Origin of the sequence: Paraburkholderia tropica (assembly GCF_014171495.1) — a bacterium.
GTDB lineage: Bacteria > Pseudomonadota > Gammaproteobacteria > Burkholderiales > Burkholderiaceae > Paraburkholderia > Paraburkholderia tropica.
Window position 1 is genome coordinate 1364772 of the sequence record NZ_CP049134.1, and the last position, 15737, is coordinate 1380508.

The following is a 15737-nucleotide window of genomic DNA, read 5'->3' on the forward strand; positions in this document are numbered from 1 at the left end:
TTTTTTATTGCGCGATTTTCGCGCGGCTCAGCGCTTCATGGACTTCAAGCGCTTCAGGCACGGCGCGGGCTTGCATTTCGCGCGCCCCGCGCCGCGTGTGGCCGATCTCAGCGCTTGAGCTTCGCGAACGCCGCCGCCATCGCGTTCACCGGCTCTTCGCCGCGCGAACGTTGACCGCCGCGATTGGCGTTGCCGCCGCGATCATTGCGATCACGGCCGCCGCCATTCGCCGCGCCGCCACCGGCGCGCTGCGCCGCGCTCGCGGGATCGTCGTCCATACGCATCGTGAGCGCGATGCGCTGACGCTTCACGTCGACGTCGAGCACCTTCACCTTCACGACCTGACCGGCCTTCACGACTTCGTGCGGGTCCTTGATGAACTTCGTCGACATCGCCGAGACGTGCACGAGACCGTCCTGATGCACGCCGATGTCGATGAACGCGCCGAACGCCGCCACGTTGGTCACGACGCCTTCGAGCACCATGCCCGGCACGAGATCGGAGACTTTCTCGACGCCGTCGCGGAACGTGGCCGTCTTGAATTCGGGACGCGGATCGCGACCCGGCTTTTCGAGTTCGGAGAGGATGTCGCGCACGGTCGGCAAACCAAAACGCTCATCGACGAATTCGGCGGGCGAGAGACCCGAGAGCGCCTCGCGGCTACCGAGCACATCGCCGATCGTGCGATGGATCTTCGCGAGCATGCGCTCGACGACCGGATACGCTTCCGGGTGCACCGACGAGCGATCGAGCGGATTCTCGCCGCTGTTGATGCGCAGGAAGCCCGCGGCCTGCTCGAAGGTCTTGTCGCCGAGGCGCGGCACCTTCTTCAGATGCTCGCGCGAGGGGAACGGACCGTTTGCATCGCGGTAATCGACGATATTGCGCGCAAGCGTCGAGTTCAGGCCCGACACGCGGGCGAGCAGCGCGACCGAAGCCGTATTCGCGTCCACGCCCACGGCGTTCACGCAGTCCTCGACCACGGCGTCGAGCGAACGCGCGAGTTCGCGCTGGTTCACGTCGTGCTGATACTGGCCGACGCCGATCGCCTTCGGCTCGATCTTCACGAGTTCGGCGAGCGGGTCTTGCAGACGACGCGCGATCGACACGGCGCCGCGCAGCGAGACGTCCAGTTCCGGGAATTCCTTCGCCGCCAGTTCGGACGCCGAATAAACCGACGCGCCGGCTTCCGACACGACGATCTTCTGCAGCTTCAACTCGGGATGCTTCGCGATCAGTTCGCTCGCGAGCTTGTCGGTCTCGCGCGAAGCGGTGCCGTTGCCGATGCTGACGAGTTCGGCCTGCGTCTGCGCGGCGATGCGCGCGAGCTTCGCGAGCGAGCCGTCCCAGTCGCGGCGCGGCTCGTGCGGGTAGATCGTGTCGGTCGCGAGCAGCTTGCCGGTGCGATCGACCACGGCCACCTTGACGCCCGTGCGCAGACCCGGATCGAGGCCGATCACGGCCTTCGGGCCGGCCGGCGCGGCCAGCAGCAGATCCTTGAGGTTGCGCGCGAACACGCGGATCGCCTCGGTCTCGGCCAGTTCGCGCAGGTTCGTCAGCAGTTCGTTTTCGAGGTGCGGCTGCACCTTCACGCGCCAGCACCAGCGGCACACGTCGGAGAGCCACTTGTCGGCGGGGCGGCCCAGATTCGAAATGTTGAAGTGGCGCGCGATATGACCTTCGCCCGGATGCGGCGTCTGCGTGTCGAGCTCGCCGCCGAGGCCCAGCTTGACCATCAGCACGCCCGCGTTACGGCCGCGGAACAGCGCGAGCGCGCGGTGCGACGGCACGGTCTTGATGGTCTCGGAGTAGTCGTAGTAGTCGCGGAACTTCTCGCCTTCCTCTTTCTCCTTGCCTTCGATCACGGTCGACGTCACCACGCCCTGGTTTTGCAGCCAGTCGCGCAGCTTGCCGAGCAGTTCGGCCGTTTCGCCGAATTGTTCGGAGAGGATGTCGCGCGCGCCGTCGAGCGCGGCCTTCACGTCGGCGACGCCTTTCTCCGCGTCCACGTATTGCGCGGCTTCCGTCTGCGGATCGAGCAGCGGATTGGCGAGCAGTGCGTCGGCGAGCGGCTGCAGACCGGCTTCGCGTGCGATCTGCGCGCGCGTGCGGCGCTTGGGCTTGTACGGCAGATAGAGGTCTTCGAGAACCTGCTTGCTGTCGGCGGTCTCGATGGCGGTGCGCAGTTCGTCGGTGAGCTTGCCTTGCTCTTCGATGCTCGCGAGGATCGCGGCACGGCGCTCTTCGAGTTCACGCAGATACAGCAGACGCTCTTCGAGCGTGCGCAGTTGGGTATCGTCGAGATTGTCCGTGACTTCCTTGCGGTAGCGGGCGATGAACGGAACGGTCGCTCCTTCGTCGAGAAGCTGGACGGCGGCCGCCACCTGACGCGGTTGAACGTTCAATTCGGTGGCGATACGCTGGACGATCTTGAGTGCTACGGTTTCCGTCATAGGGTCTGGATATTCCTGCGAGGATCGGTTTGCAGTCCGGTTTTCGGTCCGACGACCGGGCGGAGCGCACCCGCGAGGGAACGCCCGCTGGCCGGTGGAGCGGGGCATTTTGCCATAAATGGCGGAGCGCTCGAGTCGGGGGGTGTTAGAATTTCCCCCATGTTCCGCTGCCCCCAGAAGACGTTGATCCCATTCCGTTTGTCACCTGTCCGGTCCGTCGCGCGCGAAGGCGCTGCATGGCGGACCTCCGCCCGCGCGGCGGTTTGTGCCGTCGCGTTGCTGGCGATGGCGAACGTTCCGGCCCTCGCGCAAGACGAGGCCGCCCAGCAGGCGGTGTCGGGCGCTCCCGCGGCTAGCGGCGCGCAAATCGCGAGCCCGGTGGAAGTGGGCGGTCCGATCGGTTCGGGCGCGGCGGCTGCGGGCTTGCCGGCTTCGGCTGCGATCGCGGCGTCGGGTGCAACGAACGCCGATGTGCAGAACGATTTTGCCGCGCGTCAGAAGGTGCTCGACCGGCGCACGGCGGAGAACAACTATCGCTATGGCGTGGCGCAGCACGACTGCTACGACACGTTCTTCGTGAATCACTGTCTGGGCAAGGCGCGCGACGCGATGCGCGTGGTGCAGGCGGACATCCGCCAGAAACAGTTGCAGCTCGACGAAGAGCAGCGCGCCGACAACGCGCGCCGCCGCGACGAGCAGACCGCCCTGCAACGCGCGCGCGACGAGGCGGACGCACCGCAGCGCGCCGCGAATGAGGCGAAGAGCGCGCAGGCGTTCGAGGACAAGCAGCGTCAGCACGAGCTCGATCAGGCGCAGCGCCAGGCCGAAGCGCCGCAGCGCGCCGCGAACGAGCAGGCGTATCAGGACAAGCTGCGCCAGCACGCGCTGGATCAGGCGCAGCGTCAGGGCGAACAGGCCCAGTCTCAACGCGCGGCCAACCAGGCTGCGTACGACAAGAAGCAATCGGATTTCCAGAAGCAGCTCGACCAGGCGCGCGCCGAAGGCCAGCAGAAGGCGCAGGAGCGCAACCAGAAGGCTGAACGCTTCCAGCAGAAGCAGGACGAAGCGGCGAAGCACAAGGCCGACGTCGAAGCGCGTCAGAAACAGGCGGCCGAGAAGGCGCAGCAGCAGGCGCAACAGAAGCAGCAACAGGATCAAAAGCAGCAACAGCAGCAAAAACAGCAATCGCAGGGCCAGTAGCACCACGCTTTTTCAGCCGGTCAGCAACCTCAGGCGCGCGACCCTTCGCACGGCGCGCGCCGATCATGACGAGGAGGCGAGCATGCGCGAGCATCGTGAAGTCAAAGGCGAGGTCCTTCGTGACCGCATTCTGCAACTGGAATCGGAACACGGCGACCTCAATCGTCAGATCGAGAGGCTCTGCGAGACGTCGGACTTCGACGATCTCGAACTGCAGAAGCTGAAGAGGCGCAAGCTCAAGCTCAAGGACAACATCATCCTGCTGCAACTGCAGCTGGACCCCGATTCAACGAAGACCTCGAACGGGCACGCCTGATTCCGGGTCCCGGCAGGCGCCGGGGCGCGGCCGCAGTCGGGCTGTGCCTCGAGGACCGAGCAGGAACCGCTTGCCTTGAATTCAACGACCGTTTCCCGAACCCAGCCTGCACGCGATGGCGGCGCGCAGGCTGGTGACGCTCGCGCCGCGCAAGCCGCATCGCCCGCGCTGAGCACGCGTCGCGCCGCCGAACTCCAGGAACTCTTTGCCGCCGACGGCTTGCTCGCGCGCGAGATCGACGGCTATCGTCCGCGTGCCGCGCAGATCGAGATGGCGAGTGCCGTGGCCGCGGCGATGGAAGCCGCCGCTCAGGCGCAACCCGATCCCGCCGCGTTCGAGTTGCAATCGCGTTCGGCGCGCCGTCTGGAACGCGGCGCACCCGCGCCGGCTGCCGCGAATGGCGACGAAGCGTCGCGTGCCGATTCGGGCGACAACACGCTGATCGTCGAGGCAGGGACGGGCACGGGCAAGACCTACGCGTATCTCGTGCCGGCCATGTTGTGGGGCGGCAAGGTGATCGTCTCCACGGGCACGAAGCACTTGCAGGATCAGCTCTTCGCCCGCGACATTCCCACCGTGCGCGACGCGCTCGCGGTGCCCGTGAGCGTCGCGATGCTCAAGGGCCGCTCGAACTACCTGTGCCACTACTACCTGCAACGCACGGCCGACAACGGCCGCTTGCCGTCGCGCCAGGAAACCTCGTATCTGCAGGAGATCATCCGCTTCGCGAAGATCACGCGATCGGGCGACAAGGCCGAACTCGCGAGCGTGCCGGAGACGGCGGCCGTGTGGTCGATGGTCACTTCGACGCGCGACAACTGCCTCGGCCAGGAGTGTCCGCATTACAAGGATTGCTTCGTGATGCACGCGCGCCGCGAAGCGCAGCAGGCCGACATCGTGGTGGTGAATCACCATCTGTTCTTCGCCGACATCATGCTGCGCGACACCGGCATGGCCGAATTGCTGCCGAGCGCGAACACGATCATCTTCGACGAAGCGCATCAACTGCCTGAAACCGCCACGCTGTTCTTCGGCGAGACGCTCTCGACGGCGCAGTTCCTCGAACTTGCGCGCGATTGCGTCGCCGAAGGCCTGGCGCATGCACGCGATGCGGTGGAGTGGGTGAAACTGGCCGCCGGTGTCGAACGCGCCGCGCGCGACGTTCGGCTCGCGTTCAAGGAAGATTCGCTGCGGCTGTCGATCACGCAGTTGCCGGAAGACCATCCGCTTTTCGACGCACTCGACGCGTTGCAGACCGAACTGGGCACGCTCGCGACGGCGCTTGCCGGTCAGGCTGAGCGTGCGGAATCGCTGGGTACGTGCCTGCGCCGCGCACGCGAGTTGCAGGGCATTCTCGCGGGCTGGACCGGCGCCGCAGTGGCCGAGCCGGCGCGCAAGCCCGAAGGCGAGGGCGAAGCCGCCAAAGAATACCCGAGCGACGACGAAAAGGTCCGCTGGGTCGAAGTGTTCTCGCACACGGTGCAGTTGCACGAGACGCCGCTCTCGGTTGCGCCGATCTTCGCGAAGCAGCGCGCGGGCGTGCCGCGCACATGGATTTTCACGTCGGCGACCTTGTCGGTGCGCGGCGACTTCACGCACTACGCGGCGCAAATGGGCTTGAGCTCGCGCCGTTCGATGACCTTGCCGAGTCCGTTCGATTATCCCGAGCAGGGCTTGCTGTACGTGCCGCGCAATATGCCGCAGCCGTCGTCGCCGCAATTCACCGACGCCGTGTTCGATGCGGCCTTGCCGGCGATCGAGGCATCGGGTGGCGGTGTGTTCATGCTGTGCACGACGCTGCGCGCGGTCGATCGCATCGCCGCGAAGCTGCGCGACACGATCGAGGCGCGCGGCTGGAACACGCCCTTGCTCGTGCAGGGCGACGCGAGCCGCACCGAATTGCTCGAACGCTTCCGCGCTTACGGTAACGCGATTCTGGTGGGTAGCCAGAGCTTCTGGGAAGGTGTGGACGTGCGCGGCGATGCGCTCTCGCTCGTCGTCATCGACAAGCTGCCGTTCGCGCCGCCCGACGATCCCGTGCTGGCCGCGCGACTCGATGCGCTGACCAAGAAAGGCTTGAGTCCTTTTGCGGTACATCAACTTCCGCAAGCGGTGATCACGCTCAAGCAGGGCGCGGGCCGCCTGATTCGCGCGGAGACCGATCGCGGCGTGCTGATGATCTGCGATACGCGTCTTGTCGATAAGCCCTATGGGCGTCGCATCTGGCAAAGTCTGCCGCCGTTCAAGCGCACGCGCGAAATCGAAGTCGTCAAGGCGTTCTTCGATGGCGAAGAAGAGGGCGCGCAAGCGAGCTGAACAGGCTGTGCGCGTAATACGCGCTTGCAGATGCGTCGCGCTTGTTACATGCGCGGCGCATGAAGAAAGTCTCGATATCTCGATAGGGGAAACAAAAAGCCACGAACTTGCGTTCGTGGCTTTTTGCTTGCCCGCTGTGCGACTGGCGATGTCGTCAGGCTGCACCGCGGTTCGCAGCGATGCCCGCTGGAGCCGAAGCTCGGCACGGGCCTCGTGCGAATGCAGCTTACTGGCTTGCGCCCGATGCCGGAGCAGCAGCCGAAGCGCCTGCGTCCGAAGCAGCAGCGCCAGCGTCCGAAGCAGCAGCCGTAGCCGAAGCAGCAGCGTCGCTCGCAGCAGCAGCAGCGCCCGAAGCAGCAGCAGCAGCGTCCGAAGCGGCAGCAGCCGGTGCCGAAGCAGCCGTTGCGTCGCTAGCCGGCGCAGCGGCTTGGTCGCTGCTCTTGTTGCACGCAGCGAGTGCAACAGCTGCCAGCAGGGATGCTACGAGGAGGGATTTCTTCATGATCACGTCCTTTTATGGTTAAAGGTAAGCAACAGCGCAAAATAATACCGGTAATGTGCCCCAACACCGACCTGAGCCGCTGGTGGAGATGCACTGCAAGAGCGTGAATCTTCCCTACGGCCTGGGCGGAAATTATAGGCACTTTCGTATCGACCGTCGACAAATCCGGGGACAATACGTTGTCTTTCTCATACAAGCACTATATTAGTACGGTATAACAGTCCGAAGCGCTTACGCAAGCTCCCCGGTCCGTATCCAGCCCGCACAATACCATTCGTGTAGTAACGCTGTCACACACGAATCGTGTGAGAGTGTTACAAAGCGTTTCCCATCCAGAAAGCGGTTGTCGGCCAAGGCCGGCAGCCACTTTTTGGCTTCTCTGAGCAAGTACTGTTCCCCGTTCAGGTAGTACGACCGCGCATCGTAAAGCAGGATCGTCCTGCGGTCGAGTCTTATCCCGCTTTTCGCGGCGCGCGCAACAAAACGGGCCTCGTCGAGGGGTTTTTCGGGGGCGTCGAAGACCACATTGGCCTTCGGTTCCGAAAGGTACGAGCCCACGAACGACGACACATCGCCATCGCTCCAACGCACTTTAGCAAGCACGGCCGCAACGCGCTCCACAAGTGCCGGGGGCACTTGCGCGGGATGCGCCACAGCGGGCTGATCCGGGTCGCGGTAAAGCGCGCTCTTGCCGCCCTTCGCGCCGGGCTGCGCGGCGTCGTCGGCGCCACGTTCGGCGAGCCAGTAAAGAAACTGATTCGTGAGCTCCGACGTGGAAGGCGAGCGAAAGCCGATCGAGCAGGTCATGCACTCGCCTTCGGCCACGCCGTCGTGCGCGATGTGCGGCGGCAGATAGAGCATGTCGCCAGGCTCCAGCACCCATTCTTCCTCGGGTTCGAAATTCGCGAGAATTTTCAGCGGCATGCCTTCCTGCAACGACAGGTCGCGCTGCGCGCCGATGCGCCAGCGGCGCTTGCCGTGCACCTGCAGGAGAAACACATCGTAGGAATCGAAATGCGGGCCGACACCGCCGCCATCGGTCGCATACGAGATCATCAGATCGTCGAGACGGGCGTCGGGCGCGAAACGGAAGCGTTCGAGCAGCGCGCGGGCGCGATCGTCGTGAAGATCGGCGCCTTGCACGAGCAGCGTCCATTGACGCGTTTTCGGCGTGGGCAGTTCGTCGGCGCCGAACGGGCCGTGTTCGAGCGACCAGCGCTTGCGGAAATGCGTGATGAGGCGCGATTCGACGTCGTCGCTGTCGGCAAGCGCGAACAACTCGTCGCGCGAAAGCGGCGCTTCGATGCCGGGTATCGCCTGGCGGATCAAGAGCGGCTTTTTCTGCCAGTATTGCTTCATGAACTGCGCCGGACTCAGGCCGCCCAGCAACGATGTGGGTGCGTCGGGCGCGGGGCGTGCCGCGGAGGAGGGGGCGCGCTGCTTGCGCGCGTCCTCCACGTGGTCAGGGGACCGCTTGGGCATCGTATAATGTGGTCTGTAATCTGGAGGATCGAATGAAAATTGCAAAGGACACCGTCGTGTCGGTCGCTTACAAGCTATCGGATGCGCAGGGCAATCTGATTGAGGAAAGCGACGAGCCGATGGTCTATCTGCACGGCGGCTATGATGGCACGTTCCCCAAGATCGAGGAAGTGCTGGACGGCAAGGAGCCGGGCTTCGAGACCCAGATCCAGCTTGAGCCGCAGGATGCGTTTGGCGAGTACGATCCGGAACTCGTGAAGATCGAGCCGCGCACCCGTTTCCCTGAACCGCTCGAAGTCGGCATGCAGTTCGAAGGCACGCCGGAAGAAGGCGATGAGGATCTCGACGCGCTCATCTACACGGTCACCGACGTCGCAGAAGACAAGGTCGTGCTCGACGGCAATCATCCGCTGGCCGGCATGGCCCTGCGTTTTTCGCTGAGCGTGAAGGAAGTGCGTCAGGCGACGGAAGACGAAATCGAGCACGAGCACGCGCACGGCGCCGATGGTCTCGAAGTCATCGACGAAGACGAGGAAGACGACGGCGACGAAGCCGAGTCGAAACCTACCCTGCACTGATCTCGCCGATCAGTCGACGCGCCGGCCTCAGGGCCGGCGTTTTTCGTTTACGCGCGGATTCGGCGACGCGGCGGTTCGCTCGTTCAATACCCGGGCGCCGCGCTGCTGGCGGGTGAGGCGCCGTGACCGACCCACGGCGGTGCAAGCTGGAGCGGCGCGGTGCGGGCGCCCGGCGCGTTCGTGGACGGCGCGCCTTGCCAGTCCGGCGGCATCGATGCGCCGCTGGCCGGGGTGGCGGGCATGCCATTCACACCGTAGGCGTTGTTGACGTCCGGCGCTTGCTGCATACCGGGGATTTCGGTGACGTCGGGCATCGACGACACCTCGGGCATGTCCGGCACGGCAGGCGACGCGTTGCTGCCCGGCATCGGCGGCGGTTCCTGCGGCGGCAGGAGCGGCAGATGTTTCGGTACGTCGCGCACGCTGATGCGTAGCGGCGTGCGGCGCGTCATGTCTGCGTCGATCTGTAGCCATTGCGTGAGCGGATCGCGCAGCGCGAGGCTGATGCGCGTCACGTTTGCAATCCTGACGCCCTTTTCGGTGCGCAAAGGTTGATCGATCGCGAAGCCGCGCGCGAGGCGCGTTTCGTCCGGGTTGACGATCACGATCGGCCCACGGAAGGTCTCGGCGGCCTTGATGAGGCTGCGCCGCAATTCGGTATAGCCGTCGCGTTGCGCGCGGCGGAAACGCAGCCACGCGAAGCGCTCGGGTCGCTCGTAGTGCTCCGGCATCGCGTTGCCCTGCATGAAGATGACGATGGCCCGCGCGTTGCGCCGCCGTGCGTATTCGGCCGCGTGTTCGAGCCAGAACCCGTTGGCGATGACGCGGTCTTCGAATTCGCCGTTGCGCCCGCCTGCGTTCAGATAATGGTTGTTGTCGCCGGGCACGTTCAGCGCGATGAACACGGTGTCGCCGGTTTGCCAGCGCGCATTTTCCCGATATGGCCGGAAGCGCGACACTTCGCTTTCGCGCGTGAGCGTCAGCGGATTTTCGCCGAGCGAATTGCTGTCGCCGAAAAAATTCTGACGCAGAAAATCGAGACGCTCGACCGGGTCCCAGGCGCCGCTGCCGTTCATGCCGCAGTTCGCCCAGTCGCGCTGGCCGGGCACGAACACGAGCGGCGGCCGCGATGCCGAGAGCAAGGCGTGGCGGCGCTCGTACAGGTTGTCCGCGCACGATTCGCGCGGGCCTTTGAGATTGCCGTCGTAGACCACGAAGGCAATTTGCGGATCGCGCCCGATGGCATCGACGAGACGTTGCAGCGTGCCTTCGTCGCCGGGCTCGGTCACGACGTTCGCGAGCACGGCGAACGAATAGCGCTGCGAGGACGCGGCCGATTGAGGCTGTGCCCAGGCAAGGCCGGGCAACGCGAGCGCAATGAGCAAACCCGGCAGTGCGAGCACGAACCGCAGTGCGCTCAGACGCCACGCCCGCACCGACGCGCGCCACCTGCCGTGCATATTTTTCAGATAGCGCGAATGCATCCGCCCGCGGCCTCGTGTGGCAGGCCGCGGCGGCGTCGCAGAGCGACGCTCAGCGTTTGGCGTCCGGCGCTGTGGCCAGCTCATGCAGTTCGTACAGCAGGTCGAGTGCGTCGCGCGGACGCAGCTCGTTGGGATCGATGGCACGCAACCGCTCCGCCACGCGCGCCGCCGCCGGATCTTCCTCGGCTTGCGGCGCATCTTCGACATAGTGTTTCGGGGCGTCGAATTCGTCGTCGCTCGCGGCGGCGGGCGCGGCGAACAGATCGAGTTGCGGCGTGGGCTGGCCCGCCGACATCTGCTCGAGATGCACGAGATGCTTGCGCGCCGCGCGTATCACCGAATTGGGCACGCCCGCGAGTTGGGCGACCTGCAAGCCGTAACTCTGGTTCGCCGGACCTTCGCTGACGGCGTGCAGGAACACGATGCCGTGACCGTGCTCGACCGCCGAGAGATGCACGTTCGCCGCCTGCGCGAATTCAGCGGGCAGTTGCGTGAGTTCGAAGTAGTGCGTGGCGAACAGCGTGTGGCAGCCGTTGCCCGACAGCAGATGGCGCGCGATCGCCCATGCGAGCGCGAGGCCGTCGAACGTCGAGGTGCCGCGGCCGATTTCGTCCATCAGCACGAGGCTTTGCGGCGTGGCGTCGTTGAGGATCGCCGCGGCTTCGGTCATTTCCACCATGAAGGTCGAGCGGCCGCCCGCGAGGTCGTCCGCCGCGCCGATCCGCGTGAAGATGCGGTCGATCGGACCGAAGCGCGCGCGCTTCGCGGGCACGTAACTGCCGACGTAGGCGAGCAGCGCGATCAGCGCGGTCTGGCGCATGAACGTCGACTTACCGCCCATGTTCGGGCCGGTGATCAGCAGCAGCTTGCGGTCCGCGTTGAGCACGCAGTCGTTCGCGATGAACTGCTCGACCTGCGCCTCGACCACCGGATGCCGGCCTTGCTCGATCTCGATACCGGGCGCGTCGGAAAACGACGGCGCGGCCCAGTCGAGCGCGCGCGCGCGTTCCGCGAACGCGGCCAGCAGGTCGAGTTCGGCGAGCGCGGCGGCCACGCGCTGGCAATCGAGCAGATACGGCAGCAGCGATTGCAGCAGCGCGTCGTAGAGCGCCTTCTCGCGTGCGAGCGCGCGTTCCTGCGCGGAGAGCGCCTTGTCCTCGAACGTTTTCAGTTCGGGCGTGATGTAGCGCTCGGCGTTCTTCAGCGTCTGGCGGCGGCGATAGTCGTCGGGGACCTTGTCGGTCTGGCCGCGCGTGACTTCGATATAGAAGCCGTGCACCTTGTTGTATTCGACGCGCAGATTGCCGATGCCCGTGCGTGCGCGTTCGCGTGCTTCGAGATCGATCAGGAACTGGCCGCAGTTCTCGGACATGTCGCGCAGTTCGTCGAGTTCCGCGTCGTAGCCGCGCGCGATCACGCCGCCGTCGCGGATCATGGCCGCCGGTTCCGGCGCGACCGCGCGATGCAGCAGTTCGGCGCATTCGGGCGGCGGATCGAGCAGATCGACGATGCGGGCGAGCGACGCCGATGCGCCGCCGGCCGCCGCGACTTGCTCGCGCAGCGCGGGCAGGGCGGCGAAGGTGTCGCGCAGGCTCGACAGGTCGCGCGGACGCGCCGACAGCAGCGCGAGGCGACCGGTGATGCGTTCGACGTCGGCGATCTGGCGCAGAGCGCTGCGCAGCGCATCCACGCTGGCGGGCGGCGGGGCGTCGAGCAGCGCGCCGATGGCTTGCTGGCGAGTTTGCGCAATGCCCGCGTCGCGCGGCGGATGATGCAGCCAGTGGCGCAGCAAACGGCTGCCCATGGTCGTGCTGCAGGTGTCGAGCAGCGAACACAGCGTGGGCGACTCGGTGCCGCGCAATGTTTCGGTGAGTTCGAGATTGCGCCGCGTGGCCGGATCGAGGCCGATATATTCCGACTCCGCTTCGACTTTCAGGCTGCGCACGTGACGCAATTGCTGGCCTTGCGTGGCCGCCGCATACAGCAGCAGCGCGCCAGCCGCGCCACAGGCGCTCGTGAGCGTCTGCGCGCCGAAGCCGTCGAGGCTCGCGACGTCGAGTTGATCGCACAGACGCTGGCGGCCCGACGCGACGTCGAAGTGCCAGGCGGGCACGCGCGTCAGCGCGCCCGGCGTGGTGCCCGATCCTGCGGAAGGCGGCGCCCAGCCCGACGACTCCGCCGGCATTTCCGCGACCAGAATTTCCGCGGGACGGATGCGCTCGAAGGCCGCCGCGACCTGTTCGGGGGCGACTTCCGCGAGGCGCAGCGCGCCGCTTGCCAGATTGAGCCACGCGAGACCGACGTTGACGGTCGCGCCGCGCCGGTTGTGGCCGGGGCAGACCGCCATCAGATAGACGTCGTTCTTGTCGGAAAGCAGGGCGGCGTCAGTCAGCGTGCCGGGCGTGACCACGCGCACGACCTTGCGCTCGACCGGTCCTTTGGACGTGGCCGGGTCGCCGATCTGTTCGCAGATCGCCACCGACTCGCCGAGCTTCACGAGCTTGGCGAGATATTGCTCGCAGGCGTGATGCGGCACGCCCGCCATCTTGATGGGATTGCCCGCCGATGCGCCGCGCTGCGTGAGCGTGAGGTCGAGCAGGCGCGCGGCCTTCTCCGCGTCTTCGAAGAACAGCTCGTAGAAGTCGCCCATCCGGTAGAACACCAGCGTGCCCGGATGATCGGCCTTGATGCGCAGATATTGCTGCATCATGGGAGTGTGTTGCGCGATGTCGGCTGCGCCTGCGGTGTGTGTAGCCATCCTCGGTGTCTTGCTTAAGGTTCAGGGCGTGAGTGTAACCCGCGCGGGAGGCGCGTGAACCTGGCCGGATGGCCAGCGCATGCGCGCGTCATCCCGTCAGGCGGTGCGCGCTCATTCGTCGACGAGCGCCTGCAGGTCCACGGTGCGGGCGTTCGCGGCACTGCGTCGCATGGCGAGCCAGATCATGCCGGACACGAACACGCCGAATACGACGATGATCCATTGCACCGGCATTTTCGCCGTGAGCAGCAGCGCATAGGCGCCGAGCATCATCAGCACGGCGAGGTTCTGGTTGAAATTCTGCACGGCGATCGAGTGGCCCGCCGACAGCAGCGTCGCGCCGCGATGCTGGAGCAGGGCGTTCATCGGCACGATGAAAAAGCCCGCGAGCGCGCCGAGCGCGATCATCAGCGGATACGCGAACAGCAGATAAAAGGGCAGCACGAAGGTGCCGAAGCGCAGGCCTTCGCCGGCCGGAAACAGATTCTTGCTGTAGAACGCCATCGCCATGGCCACGACGCCGCAGAGCACGCCCACGGGCAGCACGCGCAGCGACGCGCGCAACGACACCCAGGCCGCCGCCGCGCCCGCGCCGAGCGCGATCCCGAGGCCCGTCACGCCCTGCATCACGGCGGCCTTCGAGAGCGTGAGGCCGAGGTTCGCGTCGGCCCATTTGAGCACCAGCAGTTGCAGCGTGACGGCCGCGCCCCACATCAGGGTCGTGACCCACAGCGCGATCTGCGCGAGCTTGTCGGCCCAGAGCACGTTGAAGCAGTGCACGAAGTCGCCCACCAGCCGCGCCGGTTCCTTGAGGCGGTTCTCGTAGCGCGCGCCCGTATCGGGAATGCCGACGTTGATGAGCGCCGCGATCGCATAAGTGATCATGACTGCGAGCATCGCGAGATCGGCGGCCGAGTGGATCAGCGGCATCGGATGGTGCTGGACGAAACGCTGCGCGTAGGTCGACACTAGCGCGCCGCCGAGCATGGTGCCGACGATGGTCGAGAGCACGGTCGCCGATTCGAGCCACGCGTTGGCCGCGACGAGTTTCTCGGCGGGCAGCAATTCAGTGAGGATTCCATACTTTGCGGGCGAGTAGGCCGCCGCGCCGAAACCGACTACGCCGTACGCGATCATCGGGTGCACGCCCGCGATCATCAGCATGCAGCCGGCGGCCTTGAGCGCGTTCGAGACGAACATCACGTGGCGCTTTTGCAGCGCGTCGGCGAACGCGCCAACGAAGGGCGCGAGCAGCACGTACGAGACCGTGAAGAATATCTGGAGGAGCGGCGTGACCCAGGCCGGCGACGAAATCACCGTGAGCAACGCGATTGCCGCGATCAGCAGTGCGTTGTCGGCGAGCGACGAAACGAACTGCGCGGCGATGATCGTGAAGAAGCCTTTTTTCATCGCGGGTTGGAGCGGTTGAACGGCGGCTCGATGGCCCAGGCGACCACGGCGCGGGAAACGCAATGGAAAGAAACCGGGACGCAACAGGAGCGAACCCGGCGCGCCAAAACCTCGGATTCACGACGAAAAAAGCGGCCGAAGCCGCTTGTTGTGGCGGGTGGGCGTCGTGCGGCGCGTGTTCGCGCTGCCGTGTCGCCGCTTTCCCCGCGGGTTGTGTCGCCGTGATCCTGCTTTTTCCAGTTTGCCCGATTGTGACACGGGCCGCTGCGCGCCGCAGTGTTCCTCGCAATCGCCTGACGGCTTCATGCGCGACGGCGGCAGCGCGGATACGGCGTCAGCGCGCTCAGGCTTCCTTCTTGATGCGCGTGTACTTCGAGAGGATCGGCACCATTTGCGCGTAGATCTTCGGGTTGCCCGCGACGATTTCGCCGACGTGCAGGAAGTCCGAGTCGCCCGTGTAGTTGCCGATCAGGCCGCCGGCTTCCGTCACGAGCAGCGCGCCCGCAGCGACGTCCCAGGGATTGAGGCCCTGTTCGAAGAAGCCGTCCATGCGGCCCGCGGCGACGTTCGCCAGATCGAGCGCGGCGGCGCCCGGGCGGCGCAGGCCGGCGCAGGCGTTGGTCATGGCGGCGAACAGATCGCAGTAGCTGTCGAGGCCGTCCTTTTCGCGGAACGGGAAGCCCGTGCCGATCAGGCCGTCGGCGAGACGGTCGCGGCGGCCGACGCGGATACGGCGGTCGTTCAGGAACGCGCCGCGGCCGCGCGAAGCGGTGAAGAGGTCGTTGCGCGTCGGGTCATAGACCACGGCCTGCGTGACGATGCCCTTGTGTGCGAGCGCGATCGAGACGCAGTAGTACTGGAAACCGTGGATGAAGTTCGTGGTGCCGTCGAGCGGATCGATGATCCACTGGTATTCCGACTCGTGGGCCGATTCGCCCGATTCTTCTGCGAGGATCGCGTGGTCGGGGTAGGCGGTGGAGAGCGTTTCGATGATGGCGGCTTCGGCCGCCTTGTCGACTTCCGTGACGAAATCGTTGTGCTGCTTCTTCGCGACCTGCACGAGGTCGAGATCGAGCGACGCGCGGTTGATGATCTGTCCGGCGCGGCGCGCGGCCTTGACAGCGATGTTGAGCATGGGATGCATGAGCCTGGATCCTTGTTGTCCGGCGCGCGCATCGGCACGCGCACCGGTGGTGCGAAAGATAAAGCGTCTAACGATTGGACAGGGCGCGGGCCGA

At 65.8% G+C, this 15737-nt stretch carries 11 protein-coding genes; 4 read left to right on the forward strand and 7 right to left on the reverse strand.

What is annotated here, in order from left to right; translation table 11 throughout:
* Window positions 1-107: 107 nt before the first annotated feature.
* Window positions 108-2453 (reverse strand): Tex family protein, encoded by a 2346-nt coding sequence (locus G5S35_RS06130; RefSeq protein ID WP_183038738.1) that lies wholly within the window; start codon window positions 2451-2453, stop codon window positions 108-110.
* 285 nt (window positions 2454-2738) lie between these two features.
* On the opposite strand from G5S35_RS06130, the gene G5S35_RS06135 reads away from it, so the two are divergent.
* From G5S35_RS06135 to G5S35_RS06145, 3 genes are all read left to right on the forward strand, one after another.
* Window positions 2739-3653: a hypothetical protein gene (locus tag G5S35_RS06135; protein WP_183038739.1), complete on the forward strand. Its 915-nt coding sequence runs from the start codon at window positions 2739-2741 to the stop codon at window positions 3651-3653.
* An 82-nt stretch (window positions 3654-3735) separates the two neighbouring features.
* Window positions 3736-3969, forward strand: coding sequence for a DUF465 domain-containing protein (locus G5S35_RS06140; RefSeq protein ID WP_074984447.1), 234 nt, complete (start codon window positions 3736-3738; stop codon window positions 3967-3969).
* 75 nt (window positions 3970-4044) lie between these two features.
* The gene (locus G5S35_RS06145; protein WP_183038740.1) at window positions 4045-6285 is read left to right on the forward strand and encodes a DNA repair helicase YoaA; all 2241 of its coding nucleotides are present in this window, start codon (window positions 4045-4047) and stop codon (window positions 6283-6285) included.
* A gap of 226 nt (window positions 6286-6511) precedes the next feature.
* Here G5S35_RS06145 and G5S35_RS39390 read toward each other — a convergent pair whose 3' ends face one another.
* Together G5S35_RS39390 and G5S35_RS06150 are read right to left on the reverse strand one after the other, a co-directional pair.
* Window positions 6512-6787: a hypothetical protein gene (locus G5S35_RS39390; protein ID WP_074984450.1), complete on the reverse strand. Its 276-nt coding sequence runs from the start codon at window positions 6785-6787 to the stop codon at window positions 6512-6514.
* 231 nt (window positions 6788-7018) lie between these two features.
* On the reverse strand, window positions 7019-8269 hold the full coding sequence (locus G5S35_RS06150) for a cupin domain-containing protein (protein WP_183038741.1): 1251 nt from the start codon (window positions 8267-8269) through the stop codon (window positions 7019-7021).
* A 32-nt stretch (window positions 8270-8301) separates the two neighbouring features.
* On the opposite strand from G5S35_RS06150, the gene G5S35_RS06155 reads away from it, so the two are divergent.
* Window positions 8302-8847, forward strand: coding sequence for an FKBP-type peptidyl-prolyl cis-trans isomerase (locus G5S35_RS06155; RefSeq protein ID WP_065060220.1), 546 nt, complete (start codon window positions 8302-8304; stop codon window positions 8845-8847).
* Between the two features lie 83 nt (window positions 8848-8930).
* Here the strand turns inward: G5S35_RS06155 and G5S35_RS06160 are convergent, their stop codons facing one another.
* The 4 genes from G5S35_RS06160 to G5S35_RS06175 form a co-directional block, all read right to left on the reverse strand.
* Entirely contained in the window at window positions 8931-10307 is a 1377-nt protein-coding gene (locus G5S35_RS06160; RefSeq protein WP_237181351.1) for a hypothetical protein, read from the reverse strand.
* Between the two features lie 73 nt (window positions 10308-10380).
* Window positions 10381-13089: a DNA mismatch repair protein MutS gene (mutS, locus tag G5S35_RS06165; protein ID WP_124261199.1), complete on the reverse strand. Its 2709-nt coding sequence runs from the start codon at window positions 13087-13089 to the stop codon at window positions 10381-10383.
* Between the two features lie 111 nt (window positions 13090-13200).
* Entirely contained in the window at window positions 13201-14499 is a 1299-nt protein-coding gene (gene lplT, locus G5S35_RS06170; protein WP_065060217.1) for a lysophospholipid transporter LplT, read from the reverse strand.
* 343 nt (window positions 14500-14842) lie between these two features.
* Window positions 14843-15643, reverse strand: a complete 801-nt coding sequence (locus G5S35_RS06175) for an inositol monophosphatase family protein (protein WP_074984457.1) — start codon at window positions 15641-15643, stop codon at window positions 14843-14845.
* Window positions 15644-15737 lie beyond the last annotated feature (94 nt).